Source organism: Amycolatopsis sp. NPDC004368 (assembly GCF_053602515.1).
Genome location: NZ_JBSGDT010000036.1, coordinates 45,995 through 69,471, shown reverse-complemented (window position 1 = coordinate 69,471; position 23,477 = coordinate 45,995). Strand labels below are relative to the sequence as shown.

1 protein-coding gene is annotated in these 23,477 nt (G+C 73.7%); it reads left to right on the top strand.

Annotated elements, in window-relative coordinates; translation table 11 throughout:
* Positions 1 to 38: 38 nt before the first annotated feature.
* Positions 39 to 23,477: a non-ribosomal peptide synthase/polyketide synthase gene (locus tag ACWEOE_RS34520; RefSeq protein ID WP_452016688.1), complete on the top strand. Its 23,439-nt coding sequence runs from the start codon at positions 39 to 41 to the stop codon at positions 23,475 to 23,477.

Here is a 23,477-nt window from a genome sequence, read left to right as displayed (position 1 = left end):
CCGTCAGTCCAGCTTCAGTCAACGGTGGAGGTTCCCGGATGACCGGCGTAGTGCCCGGTTCCCCTTTGACCGCGGCACAGGCCGGGGTCTTCTTCGCGCAGTCGTTCGCCCCGGCCGACCCGGCGTACCACATCGGTTGGTACGTCGACGTGCGCGGCCGCGTCGACCTGACGCGGCTCGCCGACGCGGTGCGGCGCGCAGTCGGTGAAGCCGAGACGCTGCACGTGACGGCCGAGGCCGACGAGTCCGGCGTGCCGCGCCAGTACCCGGCGCCGTGGTCGGGCGACGTGCCCGTGGTGGACCTCTCGGGCGAGCCGGACGCCGAAGCGGCAGCGCACGCGTGGCTTCGAGCAGTGCTGGCCGAGCCGGTCGACCTCGCGCGCGGACCGTTGACCGCGCACGCGCTGCTGGTCTTGGGGCCGGACCGCGTGTGGTGGGCGCAGACGTTCCACCACCTGGTGGTCGACGCGCACGGCCAGGCGATGCTCACCCGCCGCGCCGCCGAGCTGTACGCCGGCACACAGTCCACTGTGAACTGGTCGGTCGCGCCGCTGCTCGCGGCCGACGCCGGCTACCGCGACTCGCCCGCGTACCCCGCGGATCGCGAGTACTGGCGCGAGCAGCTCGCCGGGCGGCCGGACCCGGTGCGCCTGGCCGGCGGTGCCGGCGAAGTGGTCCGGCGGTCGGTCACGCTGACGCCGGCCCGTGCGGACGCGCTGCGCAAGTTCGCCGGCAACCACGGCACCCGCCTTTCGCGTGTGGTGCTCACGGCGCTGGTCGCGTACGCGCACCGCGTGACCGGCGCCGACGACCTCGTGCTCGGCCTGCCCGTCGCGGCCCGGCCCGGCGCCGCGCTGCGGAACCGGCCCGGAATGCTGTCGAACGTCCTGCCGCTGCGGGTTTCCGCGCGGCCGGCGCGCACGCCGGCGCAGCTGCTCGCGGACGTCACCCGCGAGGTCGCAGACCTGCTCGACCACGGCCGTTACCGCGGTGAAGACCTCGCCCGGGACCTGAACCTGACGGGCGGGATCCACGAGCTCACGGGGCTGACCCTCAACTTCCTGCCCGAGGTGTCGGTCGAATTCGGCGAAGCCGCCGCCACCGCGCACAGCGTCACGCTCGGTCCGGTGACCGACCTCGTCGTGACCGCGCACGACGCCGGGCCGGGACGCGGCCTCGGGATCGAGTTCGCCGCCGCGGCGACCGCCGAAACCCTGGCCGAGCACGAGCGCCGGTTCCTCGCCGTGCTCGACGCCACGGCTGCCCACACCGATCGTCCGATCGCCGCGATCGACCTGCTCACCGAACGCGAACGCCGGCTCGTGCTCACCGACTTCGCCACGGCGCCCGCCGAAGCGCCGGAGCTCACGTGGCCCGAGGCGTTCGCCCGGGTCGTCGCGCGGCAGCCGGACGCCGTCGCCGTGGTGTGCGAGGACGAGCAGCTCACCTACGCCGGGCTCGACGCCGCCGCGAACCGCCTGGCCCGCCTGCTCGCAGCGCGCGGGGTGGTGGCCGAGGACGTGGTCGCGGTGGCGCTGCCGCGGTCGATCGACCTGGTCGTGGGCCTGCTGGGCGTGCTCAAAGCCGGTGCCGCGTACCTGCCGCTGGACCTCGACCTGCCCGAGGACCGCTTGGCGTACCTCCTGATGGACTCCGGTGCGCGCACCGTGCTGACCGTAACCGCATCGGCCGGCGAGGTACCGGCGTCCGGCGAGATCGTGAAGCTGGACGCCCCGGCTGTCCGCGCTGAGCTCGCCGCGCTCGACGGCGGGCCCGTGGACCTCTCCGGGCTGCGGCCGGACCACGCCGCCTACGTCATCTACACCTCCGGCTCCACGGGCAAGCCGAAGGGCGTGGTGCTTTCGCACGACGGCATCGGCAGCCTGATCGTCACGGCCACCGAGCGGATCGGGATCACCCCCGAGAGCCGGGTCGTGCAGTTCGCGTCGGCCGGGTTCGACGTGACCGTGTGGGACCTCGTGATGTCTCTGTGCGTGGGCGGGCGCGTGATCGTGGTGCCCTCGCACCGCCGCGTCGCCGGGGTCGAGCTCACCTCCTACATCGCGGATCACGCCGCGACGCACATGATCCTGCCGCCCTCGCTCGTCGCCGCGCTGCCGGCCGGCTGCGAGCTGCCGAAGGGCGCGGTGCTGATCGTCGGCACGGAAACCGTGCCCCCGGAGCTGATCGCGCGCTGGGCGAAGGACTTGCGCGTCGTCGCCGCGTACGGCCTCACCGAGGCGACCGTGAACTCGACGCTGTGGGCCGCGGAAGCCGGCTGGACCGGGCCGATCCCGATCGGGCGGCCCGATCCGAACACCCGCTGCTACGTGCTCGACACCGCGCTCAACCCGGTGCCGCCGGGCGTGGAAGGCGAGCTGTACGTGGGTGGCCGGGGCCTCGCGCGCGGCTACGTCGGGCGGGCCGGACTCACCGCCGAGCGGTTCGTGGCCGACCCGTTCGCCGGGCCGGGGGAGCGCATGTACCGCACGGGCGACCGCGTGCGCTGGCGGGCCGACGGGAACCTCGACTTCCTCGGCCGCGCCGACCACCAGGTCAAGATCCGCGGGTTCCGCGTGGAGCCGGGGGAGATCGAGTCGGTGATCGCGGCGCACGACGGCGTCGCGGGCGTGGCCGTGGTGCCGCGTGAGGTCAAGCCCGGCGAACGGCGGCTGGTCGCCTACGTGGTCCCCGAACACACACCGGGTGCCCACCGGGACGTGGCGAAGGTACGGCGCCGGACGGACGTGCCCGAGCTGCTGCACCCGATGGCCGATCGCGACCGGTTCGACGAGGGGTTCACCGGCTGGCACTCCAGCTACGACGGAGAACCCCTGCCGCCGGCCGACGTGCGCGCGTGGCTTGAGTCCACTGTGGACTCCATTACCGCGTTGCGGCCGCGGCGCGTGCTCGAGCTGGGTGTGGGCAGCGGGCTGCTGCTGTCGAAGCTCGCACCGGGTACCGACGAGTACTGGGCGCTGGACTGGCCCGAGGAGGTCGTGCGGCTGCTGGAAACCCGGGTCGCCGAGCGGCCGGAGCTCGCGGGCAAGGTGCACCTGCGGGCGCGCCCGGCGCACGAACTGGGAGACCTGCCGCAGGGGCAGTTCGACACCGTGGTGATCAACTCGGTGATCCAGTACTTCCCGAGCGCCGAGTACCTCGTCGACGTGCTTCGGCAGGTCACGGGCCTGCTCGCGCCCGGTGGTTCGGTGTTCGTGGGCGACGTGCGGAACCTGGGCCTGCAACGGGTGCTCAAAGCAGGCGTCGAGGGGGCCTCGACGTTGGCGGCGGTCGACGCCGCCGTGGCGGGCGAGGACGAGCTGGTCCTGGATCCCGGCTTCTTCGCGGCGTTGCCGGCACGAATCCCGGCCTTCACCGAGGCCGACGTCCGGCTCAAATGCGCGACCTACGAGAACGAGCTCAGCCGCTACCGCTACGACGTGGTGCTGCGCACGGAACCCGTGGCTGCCCAGCAGGCCCTGGCCCTCTCGTGGTCCGGCCTCGGCTCAGCCGCGGCGTTCTCGGCGCACCTCGCCGAGCACGGCCCCGCGGCTTTGCGCGTGACCGGGATCCCCAACGAGCGGGTCATCCCGGACCTCGCCGTGCTGCGTGCGCTCGGCGGGAGCCTGCCGACGCCGACCGGCGCCGCGATGGACCCGGACGTGCTGATCGACCTGGCCGGCGCGGCCGGTTACCGCGCGGCGGCGACGTGGTCGGGGGAGACGCCGACGGCGTTCGACCTCGTGCTGGCCCTCGACGAGCCGCGGGCGACCTACCTCGGTGCGACCGACGGTCCGCTCGCCAACGTGCCGGTGGTCTACCGCGATCCCGCGTCGCTGATGAAGGAGCTGCGCACGCACGTCGAAAAGACCCTGCCGCACTACCTGGTGCCTTCGGCGTTCGTGGCGCTGGACCGGCTGCCGATCATGACCAACGGCAAGCTCGACCGCGCCGCGCTGCCCCTGCCGGACTTCCGCGCGCTCGCCGAGGGCCGCGCGCCGCGGACCCCGCGCGAGGTCGCGTTGTGCTCGGTGGTCGCCGAGGTGCTCGGCGTCCCGTCGGTCGGCGCGGACGACGACTTCTTCGCGCTCGGCGGAGACAGCATCTCGTCGATCCGGCTGGTCCTGGGCGCGGCGCGCCACGGCCTGGCGATCACGCCGCGGCAGGTGTTCCAGCACCGCACGGCGGAAGCTCTCGCCGCGTGCGCGGGTGAGGTCACGAGCGCCGACGAGGCGACCGAACCACTGCTGGCTCTGTCCGAACAGGACTCCGCGGCCCTGGGCTCGTACGCCGAGGTGCTGCCCGTGACGCCGTTGCAGCAGGGCTTCTTCTTCCACGCCGCGTTCGAGAACGACGACGTCTACACCGTGCAAGAGATCTTCGCCCTCGCCGGGCCGGTGGATCCGCCGACGCTGCGACGGGCCGTGCAGCAGCTCCTGGACCGGTACTCGTCGCTGCGGTCGGGGTTCCGCCAGCTCGACGACGGCCGCGTGGTGCAGGTCGTGGCCGCGCACGCCGAGCTGCCGTGGCGTGAGGTCCCGGCCGAGGCCGCCGCCGACGCGCTGGCGGCGGACCGCGACCGGCGCTTCGCCCTGGACCGGCCCCCGCTGCTGCGTGCGACGCTCGTCGGCCGCGAGCGGCTCGCCCTGACCTTCCACCACATCGTGGCCGACGGCTGGTCGGTCGCGGTCATGGTGCGCGAGATCCTCGCCCGCTACGGCGCCACCGAAGCCCTGCGGCCCGAACCGGCGTCACGCGTCGCGCACCTGCGCCGCTTGGCCGCGCGAGACCACGACGCCTCCCGGTGCACCTGGGCCGGTGCCCTCGCGGGCATCGAGGAACCGACCCGCCTGGTCCCGACGCCGGCCGGGCCCGCGCCGCGCCGTCCGTCGCGGGTGCACTTCTCCGTCGATGCCGCGACGACCGCCCGTGTGGGGGCGTTCGCGCGCGAGCACGGGTTGACTCTCGGCACCGTGCTGCACGGCGCGTGGGGTCTGCTGCTCGGCCGCCTGACCGGACGCGGGGACCTGGTGTTCGGCAGCACCGTGTCGGGTCGCGACCCCGGGGTCGCCGGGATCGGGGACGCGGTCGGGCTCTACATCAACACGCTGCCCGTGCGAGTCCGGTGGACCGGGGGCGACGCTGTCAGCGGATTCCTACGTCGCCTACAGGACGAGCAGGCGACGCTGCTGGACCACCAGCACCTCGGGCTCGCGGAGCTGCAGCGCCTCGCCGGCGTGGGCCAGGAGGAGCTCTTCGACACCCTCGTCGTGGTCGAGAACTACCCGCGGGAGAACGACGACGCGGGTGCGCTGCGCGTGACCGGCGTCGAGGTCGTGGACGCGGTGCACTACCCGGTCGCGCTCATCGCGACGCCGGGCGAGACGCTCGAGTTCGCTCTCAAGTTCGACGCCGCCCGCCTCGACACGCGGGCCGCCGAGCAGCTCGCGGAGCGGTTCGTGCGAGTGCTGGAAACCTTCGCCGCGGCGCCGGAAGCCCAGGTGTCGCGCGTGGACCTCGTGTCGGGCGCGGAGCTGGCGCGGCTGGGTGAACTGAACGCCACCGCCGTGCCGGTGCCGGAGCAGACGCTGCTCACGGCGTTCGAACGCCACGCGATCGAGACGCCCGGCGCGACCGCCGTGGTGTTCGAGGACGAGCGACTGTCCTATGCGGACCTCGACCGCCGCGCGGATGGGCTGGCACGGCGGCTGCGGGCGCGCGGTGCCGGGCGCGGCTCGGTCGTCGCGGTCGCCGTGCCGCGTTCGGTCGAGCTGATGGTGGCGCTGCTGGGCGTGCTGAAGTCCGGCGCGGCCTACCTGCCGCTCGACCTCGACTACCCCGCCGACCGGCTGGAGTACATGCTCACGTCGTCGGGTGCGACGCTGGTCGTGACCGAACCGGAGACGGCCGTGCGGGTTCCGGCCGGTCCGCAGCAGGTCGCGGTCGACGGTCCGGACGAAATCGCCGAGGGTGCCGCCCCGAGCCCGGACGACGCCGCCTACCTGATCTACACGTCCGGCTCGACCGGCCGGCCCAAGGGCGTGGTGGTCACGCACCGCGCGATCGTGAACCGGCTCGCGTGGATGCAGCACGAGTACCGCCTCGAAGCCGACGACCGGGTGCTGCAGAAGACGCCGTCGAGCTTCGACGTGTCCGTGTGGGAGTTCTTCTGGGCGCTGCGCGAAGGCGCGGCCGTGGTGTTCGCGCGACCCGACGGCCACCGCGACCCGGCCTACCTCGCCGACGTGATCCAGGCCCACGGCGTGACGACCCTGCACTTCGTGCCGTCGATGCTCGCCGCGTTCCTCTCGGTCGACGGGGTCACCGGCGATCCGCGCTGGGCCGCGTCGCTGCGCCGGGTGTTCACCAGCGGCGAGGCGCTGCCCGGAGAAGCCGCCGCGCGCTGGCAGCGGATGACCGGCGTGGCGCTGCACAACCTCTACGGCCCGACGGAAGCGGCCGTGGACGTGTCGTACTTCCCGTTCCGCGGCGGTCGGGAAGCGACTGTCCCGATCGGACGTCCGGTGTGGAACACCCGCTTGCTCGTGCTGGACACCTGTCTGCGCCCGGCACCCGACGGCGTGCCCGGTGAGCTGTACCTCGCCGGGGTGCAGCTCGCGCGGGGTTACCACGGCCAGCCGGCATTCACGGCGGAGCGGTTCGTCGCCGACCCGTTCGGCGAGCCGGGCGCGCGGATGTACCGCACCGGCGACCTGGTGCGGCGCCGCGCCGACGGTGGGCTCGAGTACCTGGGCCGCACCGACCGGCAGGTGAAGATCCGCGGCAACCGCATCGAGCTCGGCGAGATCGAGGCCGTGCTCGCGGCGCAGCCAGGGGTCCGCGCGGCCGCGGTCGTGGTGCGCGACGGCGCACTGGTCGGCTACGTCGCCGGGAGCGCCGACGTCGACGAGCTGCGCGCCACCCTGACGGGCGCCCTGCCGGCGACGATGGTCCCGAACGCCCTCGTGGTCCTCGACGAGTTCCCGCTGACCCCGAGCGGCAAGCTCGACACCCGCGCTCTGCCCGAGCCCTTCGTGCCCACGGCGGCCGCCGGGCCACGCGGCGACGACCGCACGTCCGCGCTGGCGGCGATCTTCGCCGACGTGCTCGGACTGGCCGAGGTCGGCGCCGACGATGACTTCTTCCTGCTGGGCGGCGACAGCATCACGTCGATCAGCGTGTCGAGCCGCGCCCGCCGGGGCGGGTTCGACCTGAGCCCGAAGGACGTGTTCACCCACCGCACCCCGGCCGCACTGGCCGCCCTCGGTGGCGAGCCCGTCGCGACGGGGCCGGTGCCCGATCCGGACGGCGTGGGCGACGTGCCGCTGCTGCCCGAGGTCCACCGCCTGCGGGAACTCGGGGACGCCGGAGCCGAGTCGGTGCGGTTGCGCCTGCCGGCCGACGCGGACACCGAAAGCCTCGCGGCCGCACTGCAGGCCGTGCTCGAACACCACGACGGCCTGCGGCTCAAGCGCAGCCGCGTGGCGTCGGTGCTGTGGTCCCTGGAGACGCGGCCCACCGGCGCGCTCGACGCCACCGAGGTGCTGCACACCTCGACCGAGTTCGACCCGGACGCAGGCATCCTGCTGCGCGCCGTGCGGTCCGGCGACGAGCTGCTGCTCACCGCGCACCCGTTGCTGGTCGACGCACCCTCCTGGCGAGTCATCGCCTCCGACCTCGCCACGGCGTGGCCGGCGGTCCGGGCCGGGCGCCCGCCGGTGTTCGACGCGGTGGGAACCTCGCTGCGCACCCACGCGCGCGCCGGCACCGAGCGTGCGCAGGCGCCCGAACTGCTGGCCGACCTGGAACACTGGGCGGCCACGCTCGCGCCCGGCGCCGCCACCGTCCCGGTCTCCGGGGCGCGGACCGAACGCACCGTGCGCTTGCCGGCCACGCAGAGCCGGGCGCTCGTCGAGCAGGTGCCGGCGTCGGTGCGCGGCGACGTGACCGACGTGCTGCTCACTGCGCTGGCCAGGGCCGGTGGTGAGCTGATCGTCGACGTGCTCGACCGTCCGCAAGGGACACCCGCAGCGGTCGGCGCTTTGCACACGGCGTGGCCGGTGCGCTTGAGCGCGACGGACCTCAAGCAGGTCAAGGACCTCGTGCGCGCGGCGCCCGATGCCCTCGGGTACGGCCTGCTGCGTTACCTCAACCCGCAGGCAGCGCCGTTGTTCGCGCAGCTCGCCCGGGCCGACGTGCTGCTGCGGTACGCAGGGCACGTGCCCTTCGGCGAACAGGAGTGGGACTTCACCGCAGGCCCGGGCGCGCCGGTCGGCGCGCACGCGCTGCGCATCGGTGCGGTCTGCGAGGACACGCCCGGCGGGCCGGTGCTGGCGCTCACCTTCGCCGGCGGCACACCGGAGTTCACCGACCGGGTCGTCGCCGCGCTGGCCGACCTCGCCGCGACGGATGTCGCCGCCACCGGGCTGACCACGTCGGACCTCGCGCTGATCGAGCTGACCCAGGACGAGATCGAACACGTCGAGCGCCTCAGCCCGCTGCCGCTCTCGGACCTCTGGCCGCTTTCGCCGCTGCAGGAAGGCCTGTTCTTCCACTCCAGCTACGACCAGTCGCGCGTCGACATCTACACCATCCAGGAGGCCATCGACCTCGACCGCCACCTCGACGCCGACCGCCTGCGCGCGGCGTGCGCGGCGCTGCTCGACCGCACGCCGAGCCTGCGCGCGGGCTTCACCAGCGAAAGCCTGCGTGGTCCGGTGCAGTTCGTCACCGCCGGTTTTCCGCCGCCCGTGACCGAAGTGGACCTGCGGGAACTGTCCGAAGCGGACCGTGAGCGGCGCCTGGCCGAGCTGATGGAACACGACCGCACGACCCGGTTCGACCTCGCCGCCCCGCCGCTGTTCCGGATCACGCTCGTGCGCCTCGGTGCCGACCGCGACCGTGTGGTGCTCAACCGGCACCTGCTGCTGTGGGACGGTTGGTCGGCGTGGCTGTTCATCGAACAGCTCTTCGCGCACTACGAAGGCGGTGAGCCGGCGGCCGGCGGATCCTATGTGGACTATCTCGACTGGCTCTCCCGTCAGGACGTCGGCGAGGCCACGGCCGCCTGGCGTTCGGCGTTGTCGGGGCTGAGCGAGCCGACGCTGATCGGGCCCGACACCCAGGGCCTCGAACCCGTCACCCCGGTGAACCTCGACGCGCACTTGTCGCCGGAGCTCACCGACCGGCTGCGCGACGAGGCCCGGCGCCACGGTCTCACCGTGAACTCCGTGCTCAACGCCGCGTGGGCGCTGGTGCTCTCGACGATGGTCGGGCGGACCGACGTGGTGTTCGGCGCCGCCGTCGCCGGGCGGCCGGCCGCGGTGCCCGACATCGAGACGACCATCGGCCTGTTCCTCAACACCGTGCCGACGCGGGTGCGGCTCGTGCCCGACGAGCCGGTGCTCGACCTGCTGCGGCGCATCCAGTCCGAACGCATGGACCTCACGCCGTACGAGTTCATGAACCTCGGGGTGCTCCAGCGCGAAGCCGGTCACCGCGTGCTGTTCGACACGCTGTTCGTGCTGCGCGGCGCCGACGGCGACGAGCGTTACGCCGGCCTGCGTCACCGGCACGGCATCACGAACCTCGTGAACGTCGACGCCACGCACTACCCGCTCACGCTCGTGGTGACGCCGGGGCAGGCGATGCGCGTGACCCTGTCCTACCGCGACGACGTGGTCGAGGCCGGCGAGGCCGCCGTGCTTCTCGGTCGGTTCACCGGGCTCGTGGAGCAGCTCGTCGGTGACTTCACCGCGCCGGTCGGGTCGCTGGAAACCTTGTCGCCGCAACGAAAAACGGAGCTGGCCGCGGTCTGGGCGGCCGCCGAGCACCCGATGGTGCCCGACACCGTCGCCGACCTGCTCGCGGCCCAGGCCGCTCGGACGCCCGACGCCACCGCCCTCGTGTTCGGCGAACGCACGCTGACCTACGCGCAGCTCGACGAAGCCGTGAACCGCATGGCCCGGCTGCTGCTCTCTCTCGGCGCCGAGCCGGAACGCGTGATCGCGCTGGGCCTGCCGCGCTCGATCGACATGGTCGTGGCGCTGTTCGCCGTGCTGCGCACCGGGGCCGCGTACCTGCCGCTGGAGCTGGACTACCCGGCCGACCGCCTCGCGCTGATGCTCGCCGACGCCGGCCCGCTGTGCCTGGTCACGACCACGGCCGTCGCGCCGGGTCTGCCGGACGACCTGCCGCGCGTGCTGCTCGACAGCGACGAGACGAAGGCCGAGCTGGCTGCGTTGCCGGGCGGTGAGCTGGCCGATGCCGAGCGGCCGCGGTTCGGGCGTGACCGCGCGGACCGCATGGAACACCCCGCCTACGTCATCTACACCTCCGGGTCCACCGGCAAACCCAAGGGTGTCCTCACGCCCTACCGCGGCCTGACGAACATGCAGCTCAACCACCAGGAGGCGATTTTCGAGCCGGCCATCGCGGCGACCGGCGGGCGCCGCCTGCGGATCGCCCACACCGTGTCGTTCGCGTTCGACATGTCGTGGGAAGAGCTGTTGTGGCTCGTCGAGGGCCACGAGGTGCACGTGTGCGACGAGGAGCTGCGCCGCGACGCCCGCGCGCTCGTGGCGTACTGCGACCGCCACGAGGTCGACGTGGTGAACGTGACCCCGACGTACGCACACCTGCTCATCGAGGAAGGCCTGCTCGAAGCCGGCCCCGGGAGGCACCGGCCCGCGCTGGTGCTGCTCGGCGGCGAAGCCGTGTCGGAGTCGGTGTGGCACCGGCTGCGCGACACCGAAGGCGTCTACGGCTACAACCTCTACGGCCCCACCGAGTACACGATCAACACCCTGGGCGGCGGCACCACCGACAGCGACACCCCGACCGTCGGCAAGCCGATCCGCAACACCCGCGCGTACATCGTGGACGGCTGGCTGCGGCCGGTGCCCGACGGCGTGCCCGGGGAGCTCTACATCGCCGGCATCGGGCTGGCCCGCGGGTACCTCGCGCGGCCCGGTCTCACGGCCGAGCGGTTCGTCGCGGATCCCTTCGGTGAACCCGGCGGGCGGATGTACCGCACGGGTGACCTCGTGCGCCGCCGGCCCGACGGGAACCTCGACTTCCTGGGCCGCACCGACGACCAGGTCAAGATCCGCGGCCACCGCGTGGAGCTGGGCGAGATCGAGACGGCGCTCGCGCGGCACCCGCAGGTGGCGCAGGCGGCCGTGATCGCGCGGCCGGATCCGTCGGCGCCCGGGCTGCAGCGGCTCGTCGGTTACGTCGTGCCGGCCGAGCTGAGCGGCGACGAACGCGACGCCGCCGAAGCCGACCAGGTCGGCGAGTGGCAGCAGATCTACTCCGATGAGTACACCGAGATCCCGACCGCGCTGTTCACCGAGGACTTCGCCGGCTGGGACTCCAGCTACGACGGCACGCCGATCCCGTTGGCGCACATGCGGGAGTGGCGGGCGGCCACCGTCGCGCGCATCGAGGAGCTGGCGCCCCGGCGGATCCTGGAGATCGGCGTGGGCACCGGTCTGCTGATGGGGCAGCTCGCGCCGCGCGCCGAGGAGTACTGGGGCACGGACCTCGCCGCGCCGGTGATCGCCAAGCTGAGGCGGGAGCTGGAACAGGACCCCGCGCTGGCCGCGAAGATCACGCTGCGGGCGCAGCCGGCGCACGAGTTCGGTGACCTGCCGCGCGGGTTCTTCAACACCGTGGTGATCAACTCCGTCGTCCAGTACTTCCCCAGCGTCGACTACCTCACCCACGTGCTGACCACGGCACTCGACCTGCTGGCGCCGGGTGGCTCGCTGTTCGTCGGCGACGTGCGCAACCTGCGGCTCGCGCGCTCGTTCCACACGGCCATCCAGCTGACCCGCGCCGACGCCACGTCCGACGTCGCCCGGCTGCGCCGCGCCCTCGAACGCGGTGCCGCGCTGGAAAAGGAGCTGCTGCTCGACCCGGACTACTTCACCGCGCTCGCGCACACGCTGCCCGGCGTCGGCGCGCGGATCCGCGTGAAGCGGGCCGAACTGCACAACGAGCTGAGCCGCTACCGCTACGACGTGGTGCTCACCAAGGTGACCGCGGACGAGGTGCCCGTGGCGCAGGCGCCACGCGTGCTGTTGGACGAGGTCGGCTCGCTCGCCGACCTGGCCGGTCAGTTGGTCGGCGACCAGCTGCGCGTGAGCCGGATCCCGGACGCCCGGCTGGCGGCGGAGTTCGCCGCCATGCGGGCCCTCGACGCCGGCGCGCCGCTGCTCGACGTGCTCGATCGCTTCCACCGCACCGGTGAGGGCGTCGAACCCGAGGCCGTGCACCGGCTCGGCGAACGGCTGGGTTACACCGTGCACACGACGTGGTCGACGGGGGCCGACGGGGTGTTCGACGCTGTGTTCGTCCGCTCCGAAGCGCCGGTTTCGGGTCTCTACGTGCCCGCGGCGACCGGCACGAACCTCACGCGGTTCGCGAACAGCCCCACCTCCGCGCGCGGCAGCGCGGAACTGGTGCAGGCGCTGCGCGACGAGCTGAAGCGGCAGCTGCCCGACTACATGGTGCCGGCCGCGTTCGTCACGCTCGCCGTGCTGCCGTTGACCGACAACGGGAAGCTCAACGTCCGCGCGTTGCCCGACGCCGAACCCGCCGTGACGCTCACGGAAAGCCGGCCCGCCGAGTCACCGGCGGAAGAGGTGCTGTGCGAGCTGTTCGCCGAGGTGCTCGGGCTCGAACGCGTGGGCGTGGCGGACTCGTTCTTCGACCTCGGCGGCCATTCGCTGCTGGCCACCCGCCTGATCAGCCGGGCGCGCACGGAGCTCGGGGCCGAGCTGGCGATCAAGGACCTGTTCGAGGCGCCGACGGTGGCGGAGCTCGCCACTCGCGCCGGGAGCGCTGAACCCGCGCGACCGCCGGTCGTGGCCCGGACGCGGCCGGAGCGAATCCCGCTGTCGGCGGCGCAGCGGCGGTTGCTGCTGCTCGAAGAGCTGGGTGAAGTCGGGGAGGCGTACGGCTTCCCGCTGTTCTTCCGGGTACGGGGTGAGCTCGACGTCGCGGCACTGCGGACCGCCCTCGGCGACGTGGTCGCCCGGCACGAGTCGCTGCGGACCGTGTTCGGTGACCACGAAGGCACGCCGTACCAACAGGTTCTGGCGGCGGCCGAGCCGGAGCTTCCGGTCGTCGACTGCGCTGAAACGGACCTGTCCGCGCGGTTGCGTGAGCCGGCGCGGCACCGGTTCGACCTGCGCCGGGAACCGCCGCTGCGGGCCGAGGTGCTGCGCCTGGGCGAAGGCGACCACGTGGTGGCGATCGTGCTGCACCACGTCGCCACCGACGAGTGGTCCGACCGGCCGTTCCTCACGGACCTCACGACCGCGTACGAGGCCCGGGTGGCCGGCCGCGCGCCGGAGCTGCCCGCGCTTCCCGTGCAGTACGCGGACTACGCGCTGTGGCAGGAGGACCTGCTCGACCGGCTCGGCTCCGCGCAGCTCGAGTTCTGGACCACGGCGCTGCGCGGCCTGCCGGACGAGCTGGCGCTGCCCACCGACCGGCCTCGCCCGGCGCGGCCCACCGGCGTGGGCCGGACGGTGCGGGCCGCGCTGCCGGTCGAGGTCGCCCGAGCGCTGCCCGGTTTGGCCGCTTCGGCGGGCGCGAGCACGTTCATGGTGCTGCACGCGGCCGTCGCGACGCTGCTGCACCGGCTCGGCGCGGGTGACGACATTCCGGTGGGTGCGCCGATCGCGGGCCGCACCGATGCCGCGCTCGACGAGCTGGTCGGGTTTTTCGTCAACACCCTTGTGCTGCGTGCGGACCTGACCGGTGAGCCGACGTTCGCCGAGCTGCTCGCGCGGCTGCGGGAAGCGGATCTTTCCGCGTTCTCGCACCAGGATCTGCCGTTCGACCGGCTCGTCGAGGAGCTCAACCCGGAACGCGTCTCCGGGCGCAACCCGCTCTTCCAGGTGATGGTGGGCTACCACTACCGGCCCGACGGCGACCCGGATGTGCTGGGGCTGCCCACCGAATGGGTCGACGTGCCCGGTGAGACCGCGATGTTCGACCTGAGCTTCACGATGGTCGACGGCGTGGGCGACGAAATCACCGTGGGGCTGGAGTACGCGACCGACCTCTTCGACGCGCGCACGGCGGAGCGCCTGCTGGCCCGGCTGGTGGCGCTGTTCGGCCAGGTCGTCGCCGCGCCGGAGCGCCCGATCGGCGGGTACGACCTGCTCGACGACCACGAGCGTGATCTCGTGCTGCGGCAGTGGAACGACACCGCGCACGCCGGCGAACCGGTGACGTTGCCGGAGCTGGTCGAAGCCCAGGTGGCCGCGACCCCGGACGCCGTCGCGGTGGTCTTCGAGGACACCCGCCTGACCTACGCCGAGCTGGACGCGTGGGCGAACCGGTTCGCGCACTGGCTGCGGGAGCAGGGTGCCGGGCCCGAGTCGGTGGTCGCGGTCGCGTTGCCGCGTTCGGCCGAGCTGGTCGTGGCGCTGTACGCCGTGCACAAAGCCGGCGCCGCCTACCTGCCGCTCGACCCCGGCCAGCCGGCCGAGCGGGTGGCGTACCTGCTCGCCGACGCCGCGCCGGTGTGCGTGCTCGACGAGCCGGCCCAGCTGAGCGGACTGGCCGGGTATCCGGACTCGCCGCCGCGGCGCGGGTCGCGGCCGGCGAACCCGGCGTTCGTGCTCTACACCTCCGGCTCGACCGGCCGGCCCAAGGCGGTGATCGTGCCGCAGGAAGGCGTGGTGAACCGGCTGCGCTGGTTGCAGCACGCCTACCCGCTCGGCGCGACGGACCGCATGTTGCACAAGACGCCGATCACCTTCGACGTGTCGGTGTGCGAGGTGTTCCGGCCGCTGCTCGTCGGCGGTGCCGTGGTCGTCGCGCACCCGGACGGGCACCGCGATCCGCGCTACCTCGCCGAACTGATCCAGGCCGAGGGCGTGACGGCCGCGGACTTCGTGCCGTCGATGCTGCAGCTGTTCCTGGAGGAACCGGCCGCGGCCGCGTGCACGAGCCTCACCCGGGTCGTCGTCGGCGGCGAGGCGCTGGGTGCCGATCTCGCGGCCCGGTTCCGGGCCGTGCTGGGCATCCCGCTGCACAACCTGTACGGCCCGACCGAGACGTCGATCGACGTGCTGGCCTGGACCGACGACGGCGGGCCGGTCGCGATCGGCCGGCCCGGCTGGAACGTGCGCGCGTACGTGCTCGACGCGCGCCTGCGGCCCGTCGCGCCCGGCGTGATCGGCGAGCTGTACCTCGGTGGTGACCAGCTCGCGCGGGGTTACCTCGGGCGGCCGGGACTGACGGCCGAGCGGTTCGTCGCCGACCCGTTCGGGCCGGCGGGCTCGCGGTTGTACCGGACCGGGGACCTGGCCCGGCATCGCGCCGACGGCGTGCTGGAGTACGCGGGCCGCGCCGACGACCAGGTGAAGGTGCGCGGTGTGCGGATCGAGCCCGGTGAGGTCGAGGTCGCGCTGGCCGCCGACCCGTCGGTCGCGCAGGTGCGGGTCGCGGCGCGCGACGGTCTGCTCGTCGCCTACGTCGTGCCCTCGGGTGCGCTGGATCCGGCCGATCTGCGGGCCCGGGCGGCGGACACGTTGCCGGCGCACCTCGTGCCGTCGGCGGTGGTCGAGCTGGCCGAGCTGCCGTTGCTGCCCAACGGCAAGCTGAACCGCCGGGCACTGCCGGCGCCGGAGTTCGCCGCCGGATCGGGACGCGCGCCGCGGACGGCCCGCGAGGCCGAGCTGCGCGGGTTGTTCGCCGAAGTGCTCGGTGTCGCGCGGCTGGGCGTGGACGACGACTTCTTCGCGCTCGGGGGCCATTCGCTGCTGGTCATGCGGCTCGCGGGCCGGATCCGGGCCGCCTTCGGCGTGGACGTTCCGCTGCGCGTGGTGTTCGACGCGCCGACGGTGGCGCAGCTCGCCGCTCGCCTCGACGGACTCGGGGCCGCCCGGCCCGAGCTGGTCGCGGCAGAGCGGCCCGTGGTGCTGCCGCTTTCGGCGGCACAACGCCGGTTGTGGTTCCTGTACAAGCTGGAAGGGCCGACCTCGACGTACTCGCTGCCGGCCGCGTGGCGGCTGGGCGGCGCGCTGGACGTGGCCGCGTTGCGGGCGGCGTTCGAGGACGTCGTGCAGCGGCACGAGGTGCTGCGCACGGTGTTCGAGGAGCACGACGGCGTGCCGGCCCAGCGGATCCTCGACGACGCGCCGCTCGACTTCACGGCGGAGGCGGTCGACGACGTGGCCGCGCGGATCCGGTCCGAAGTGGACATTCCGTTCCGCCTCGACGAGGCCCCGCCGGTGCGGGTGCGGGTGTTCCGCGTGGCGCGGGACGAGCACGTGCTGCTCGTGCTGCTGCACCACGCGGTCACCGACGAGTGGTCGGAAGGCCCGCTGCTGACCGACCTCGCCACGGCGTACCGGGCCCGGCTCGCCGGCGACCGTCCCGAGTGGACGCCGCTGCCGGTGCAGTACGCGGACTACGCGCTGTGGCAGGACTCCGTGCTGCGCGGGGAGCAGGACCGACAAGTGGCGTTCTGGCGCGACGCGCTCGCGGGGCTGCCGGAAGAGCTCGACCTGCCCGCCGACCGGCCGCGGCCGGCCGAGGCGAGCCACCGTGGCGGCACCGTGGAGTTCGAGGTGCCGGGCGGGCTCGCGGCGCGGCTGCGGGAGCTGGCCCTCGCCCACGACTCCAGCATGTTCATGCTCGCCCAGGCCGCCGTGGCCACGCTGCTGCACCGCCTCGGCGCGGGCACGGACATCCCGATCGGCGCCCCGGTGTCCGGCCGCGCCGACGAACGGCTCGCCGACCTGGTCGGGTTCTTCGTGAACTCGCTGGTGCTGCGGACCGACCTGACCGGCTACCCGGCGTTCGGCGAGGTGCTGCGGCGGGTCCGGCAGGCCGACCTGGCGGCGTTCTCGCACCAGGAGCTGCCGTTCGACCGCGTGGTCGAGGCCGTGGACCCGGACCGGTCGCTGGCGCGCCACCCGTTGTTCCAGACCATGGTCGTGTACCTGCCGGAAGGCGCGGGTACCCCGCAGCTGCCCGCGCTGGTGGTCGAACGCGAGGACGTCGCGCAGGACGTCGCTAAGTTCGACCTCGAGTTCGGGTTCCTGGAACAGCCCGGGGGCTCGATCGCCGGTGCGATCGAGTACAGCGCGGACCTGTTCGACCGCGGGACCGCGCAGGCGATCGCGGCGCGGCTGGTCCGGGTGCTGGAGCAGGTCGCGGCTGATCCGTCGGTGCCGGTCGGATCGCTCGCCGTGCTGTCGGAGGCCGAATCGGCGCGGTTGCACGGGTGGCAAACGACCGGGCACGAGGTCCCGGCGACGACGTTGCCCGAGTTGTTCGAGGCCCAGGTCGCGCGGACGCCGAACGCGACCGCGCTGGTGTTCGAGGGCGTGTCGCTGTCCTACGCGGAGCTGAACGCGCGCGCCAACCGGCTGGCCCGATGGCTGCGCGAGCGGGGTGCGGGGCCGGAGTCGGTGGTGGCGGTGTCGCTGCCGCGGTCGCTGGATCTCGTCGTGTCGCTCTCTGCGATTCACAAGGCGGGAGCGGCGTACCTGCCGCTGGACCCGGACTACCCGGCAGACCGCCGGGAGTTCATGCTCGCCGACGCGGCGCCCGCCGTGGTGCTCGACGGGCCGGTCGACGTGGCCGATTACGACAGCTCGAACGTCGGGGTGCGGGTCGCGCCGGAATCGCCCGCGTACGTGATTTACACGTCGGGTTCGACCGGCCGGCCGAAAGGCGTGGTGGTTCCGCACGCGGGAATCGTCAACCGGCTGCTGTGGATGCAGGCGGAGTACGGTCTGACGGCCGAGGATCGGGTGCTGCAGAAGACGCCGTCGAGTTTCGACGTGTCCGTGTGGGAGTTCTTCTGGCCGCTGATCACCGGCGCGACGCTGGTCGTGGCGAAGCCCGAAGGCCACCAGGATCCGGCGTATCTGGCGCGCCTGATCCAGGACGAACGGGTGACGACCGTCCACTTCGTCCCGTCGATGCTCGAAATTTTCCTCGAGCAGGCCACCGCGTTCCCGAGCCTGCGGCGTGTGCTGTGCAGCGGCGAGGCCCTGCCGGCCGAGCTGGCCGCGCGGTTCGACCTCGCCGCGGAGCTGCACAACCTCTACGGGCCCACGGAGGCGTCGGTCGACGTCACCGCGGCGCCCGCGCGGGTGGCGCCGTCCGGCCGCGTTCCGATCGGCCGTCCGGTGTGGAACACCCGCACCCACGTGCTCGACGCGCGGCTGCGGCCCGTGCCGCCGGGCGTGGCGGGCGAGCTGTACCTCGCCGGAGTCCAGCTGGCCCGCGGCTACCACGCGCGCCCGGGGCTCACGGCCGAACGGTTCGTCGCGGACCCCTTCGGGTTGCCCGGCGCGCGGATGTACCGCACCGGCGATCTCGCACGGTGGACTGCGGACGGCGAGCTGGAGTTCCTCGGCCGCGCCGACGACCAGGTGAAGATCCGCGGGTTCCGCGTCGAGCTCGGCGAGATCGAGGCCGCGCTGGCCACGCACCCGGCCGTCGCCCAGGCGCGGGTGATCGTCCACGAAGGACGGCAGCTCGTCGCGTATGTGGTGCTGCGCGGGGAACCCGGTGATCTGCTCGCGCACGTCGCGAAGACGCTGCCCGAGCACATGGTCCCGGCCGCGGTCGTGCCGCTGGACGCGCTGCCGCTCACGCCGAGCGGCAAGCTGGACCGCCGGGCGCTGCCCGCACCGGAGTTCGAAGCCGGCGACGACGCGGCGGCCACTCCACGCGAAGAGGTGCTCGCGGACCTGGTGGCCGGGGTGCTCGGGTTGCCCCGCGTCGGTGTGCGCGACGACTTCTTCCGCCTCGGCGGCGACAGCATCGTCGCGATGCAGCTCGTGGCCCGGGCCCGGTCGGCCGGGCTGCTGCTCGGCGCGCGGGACGTGTTCCGGTACCGCACCGTGACCGCGCTCGCCGAGGCCGCAGGGGAGGTGCTGGCGACGCCGACGTCCGACGACGGCCGGCCGCTGCTCGACCTCACCGACGCCGAACGCGCCCAGCTGCAGTCGACCGCACCCGACGCGGCCGAGGTCTGGCCGCTCACGCCGTTGCAGTCGGGGCTGCTGTTCCTGGCGACGGCCGAGGCCGAGGGCCCGGACGTCTACACCGTGCAGTTCGGGTTCGACCTCACCGGCCCGCTCGATCCCGCGCGGCTGCGCGATGCCGTGCGGACGCTGCTGGCCCGGCACCCGAACCTGCGCACGAGCTACCGGTACCTGGGCTCGGGACGTCCGGTCGCGCTCGTCGCGCGCTCGGCCGAACCCGAGTGGCGAGAGGTGTCCGGCGATGCGCTGGAAGCGGAACTCGACCACGAGCGTCGGCGCTTCGACGTGGCCGAGGGGCCGCTGCTGCGGTTCCTGTTCGTGCGCTTGGGCGAGGAGCACCACCGGCTCGTGGTGTCGCACCAGCACCTGCTGCTCGACGGCTGGTCCGTGCCGCAATTGCTGGCCGAGCTGAGCGCGCTCTACGCAGACCACGAGCTTCCGCCGGCGCTGCCGTACCGCGGCTACCTCGCCTGGCTGCGCGAGAAGGACGAGGCCACGGCCAAGGCGGCGTGGCGCGACGCGCTGGCGGGCTTGGCCGAGCCCACGCGGCTCGCACCCGCCGACCCGGACCGCGTGCCGGCGTTGCCGCGACAGCGAACGCTGGAGTTGTCGCGGGAAGCGACGGCCGAGCTGACGAAGCTGGCGCGCGAGCGCGGGCTCACCGTGAACACCCTGGTCCAGACCGCGTGGGGGTTGTTGCTCGCGTCGCTCACCGGGCGCACCGACGTGGTGTTCGGCGCGACCGTCGCCGGGCGCCCTCCGGAGCTGCCCGGGGTCGAGCGGATGCTGGGCCTGTTCATCAACACCGTGCCGGTGCGGGTGCGCCACGACCCGGCCGAACCGTTGGCGGCGCTGCTGGCGCGGGTTCAGGAGGAGCAGGCGGCCCTGCTGCCGCACCAGCACGTGGGCCTGGCCGACATCCAGCGCGAGGCCGGGCTGGGGGAGCTGTTCGACACGCTCGTGGTGTTCGAGAGCTACCCCGGCGCCGGGGACGGGCCCTCCGACGGGCTGCACGCGACGATCGTGGACCATCGGGATTCCACGCACTACCCGCTGACCTGGGCCGTCGAACCGGCGCAGCGGCTGCGGCTCACCGCCGAGTACCGCGCGGACCTGTTCACCGATGAGGACGCGATGCGCCTGCTCGCGGGCATGGAGCTGCTGCTGGGCGCGATGGTGTCCGAGGTGGACCGTCCGGCCGGAACGGTCGACGTGCTGCCGCCCCAGCTGTCACGGCGGATCCTCCACGAGTGGACCGCCACGGAGCGGCCGGTCGAGCCGTCGACGGTGGCGGGGCTGTTCGAGGCGCAGGTGCGGCGTTCGCCCGACGCGATGGCGGTGGTCGGCGGTGGTTCGTCGTGGACGTTTGACGAGTTGAACGCGCGGGCCAACCGGCTCGCGCGGGCGCTGGTCGAGCGGGGTGCCGGGCCGGAGACGCTGGTGGCCCTGGCGTTGCCGCGGTCGGCGGACGTGCTGCTCGCGATCCTGGCCGTGCACAAGGCCGGCGCGGCGTACCTGCCGCTGGACCCGGACTACCCGGGCGAGCGGCTCGCGGCGATGCTCGCGGACGCCCGGCCGGGCCTGCTGGTGACCGTCGCCGAGGTCCGGGCGGCCCTGCCCGCGTTCGCCGACACGCTGCTGCTCCCGGAACTCCAGGATGCGGAAAGGTCCGAAGAGGACCTGACGGACGCCGACCGGTGGCGCCCGCTGCGGCCGGAGAACCCCGCCTATGTGATCTACACGTCCGGCTCGACGGGCACGCCCAAGGGGGTCGTGGTGCCGCACGCGGGGCTGGTGAACCTGTTCCACAGTCACCGGGCGACGCTGCACCGCCCGGCCGTGGCCCGGACCGGGCGCGAGCACCTGCGGGTGGGTCACGCGTGGTCGTTCTCGTTCGACGCTTCGTGGCAGCCGCAGCTGTGGCTGCTCGACGGCCACGCCGTGCACGTGGTGCCCGACGAGGTGCGCCGCGACCCGGAGCAGCTCGCGGCGATGATCCGCCGCGACGGGCTCGACTTCATCGAGGTCACTCCGTCGCTGTTCACGCAGCTGGCCGACGCCGGGCTGGTCGAGGGCGACCGGTGCCCGGCGGCCGTGGTCGGCGTCGGCGGCGAGGCGGTGCCGGACGCGCTCTGGCGCCGGCTGGGCGAGCTCGACGGGACCGAGGCCTACAACCTGTACGGGCCGACCGAGTCCACTGTGGACGCCCTGGTCGCGCGGATCGTGGACAGCGCACGGCCGCTCGTGGGCCGGCCCGTGGCCAACACCCGCGCGTACGTGCTCGACGGCTCGCTGCGACCCGTGCCGCCGGGCATGCCGGCTGAGCTGTACCTCGCGGGCGCGGGGCTGGCCCGCGGCTACCTCGGCCGCTTCGCGCTCACGGCCGAACGGTTCGTCGCGGATCCGTACGGGGAGCCGGGCACGCGCATGTACCGCACGGGTGACCTCGCCCGGTGGACCTCCGACGGGCGCCTGGAGTTCGGCGGCCGCGCCGACGACCAGGTGAAGATCCGCGGCTTCCGCGTTGAACCCGCGGAGATCGAGGCGGCGCTCGACCGGCACCCGGCCGTGGCGCAGTCGGTGGTCGTGGTACGCGAGGCGCGGGTGAAGCAGCTGGTCGCGTACGTGGTCGCGGCGGCGCCGGTGGACGCGGCCGAGCTGCGGCGCCACGCCGTCGCGACGCTGCCCGACCACCTGGTGCCGGCCGCGTTCGTGGTGCTGGAGCGCCTTCCGGTGCTGGCCAACGGGAAGCTCGACCGCGCGGCGCTGCCCGCGCCCGACTTCTCGGCCCAGGTCGGAGGCCGTGCGCCCTCGACCGACGTGGAACGCGAGCTGTGCGCGATGGTCGGCGAGGTGCTCGGTGTGCCGGGCCTGGGCGTCGACGACGACTTCTTCGCCCTGGGCGGGGACAGCATCGTCGCGATGCAGCTGGTGGCGCGCGTGCGCGCGGGTGGGCTGCGGATCTCGCCGCGGGACATCTTCCGGCACCGGACCGTGGCGGGGCTCGCGGGCGTGGCCGTGCCGGTCGAGGCCGCCGCGCCGGTGGCTCAGGACGACGGCACCGGCACCGTCGGGCTCACGCCGATCATGCACGCGATGCGCGAGCTGGGCGGCCCGATCGCGGGGTACCACCAGGCGGCGCTGCTGATCACGCCCGCGGAGCTGACCGGGGACACCCTCACTGCCGTGCTGCGGGCCGTGGCCGACCGGCACCCGATGCTGCGGGCGCGGCTCGACCGGGAACCGCGGCAGTGGGCGTTGCAGGTGCCCGAACCGGTGGACGTGCGCGGCTGGGTGTCGCGAGTGGACATTCGCGGGCTCGCCGGCGCGGACCTCGAACGCGTGATCGCGGCGGAAGCCCTGGCCACGCGGGCGCGCCTCGATCCCGACGCGGGCGCGATGCTGCGGGCGACCTGGTTCGACGCCGGGCCGGCGCGTGGCCGGCTGCTGGTGATGGTGCACCACCTCGTGATCGACGGCGTGTCGTGGCGGGTGCTGCTGCCCGACTTCGCCGCGGCCTGGGAGGCCGTGGCCGCCGGACGGAAGCCGGACCTGCCTCCGGTGGACGTGTCCTTCCGCCGGTGGTCGGCCGAGCTCACGGCCCGCGCGGTCGAGCCGGCGCGCGAGGCGGAACTGGACCGGTGGCGTTCGGTGCTCGGCGGCGGCGACCCGTTGCCCCTGCTGCGCGCCCGTGACCCGGAGCTCGACGTCGACTCCGGTTCGGCGGCGCTGTCGCTCACCCTGCCGCCGGAGGTGACGGAACCGTTGCTGGGCCGCGTTCCGGCGGCGCTGCGGGCGACGGTGAACGACGTGCTGCTCACCGGCCTCGCCCTCGCGGTCGCCGACTGGCGCCGCCGCCACGGGGCCGGCGAGGGCACGGCGACGCTGGTCGATCTCGAAGGCCACGGCCGGGAGGACGAGCTCGCGGGTGGCGGGGACCTGTCGCGCACGGTGGGCTGGTTCACCAGCGTCGTGCCCGTCTGCCTCGACCTCGGTGAGCTCGACCTCGCCGACGCGCTGGCCGGCGGCCCGGCGGCTCGGGTGGCGTTGGCACGCGTCCGGGCCGAACTGGACGCCGCACCCGTCGCGGGCACGGGTTTCGGCCTGCTTCGGCACCTGAACCCCGTGACCGGACCGGAGCTCGCGGCGCTGCCGGCGCCGGAGATCGAGTTCAACTACATGGGCCGCTTCGGCCACGCCGACGGTGGCGACTGGGAGTACGCCCCTGAAGGCGAAGCCGCCGACCTCGGGGCCGACCCCGGCAAGCGCGTGTCCCACGCGCTCACGGTCAACGCGCTCACCGAAGACCGGCCAGACGGCCCCGCCCTGGCGGCCCACTGGTCGTGGCCCGAAGCCCTCGCACCCGCCGACCGGGTGCGCGACCTGGCCGAAACGTGGTTCCGCGCGCTGGGAGCGCTCGTGCACCACGCCGTACACTCGCAGTGA

Excerpts from the sequence above, each read along its gene's own strand:
- ACWEOE_RS34520 (WP_452016688.1), top strand. The coding sequence starts at position 39 with ATGACCGGCGTAGTGCCCGGTTCCCCTTTGACCGCGGCACAGGCCGGG.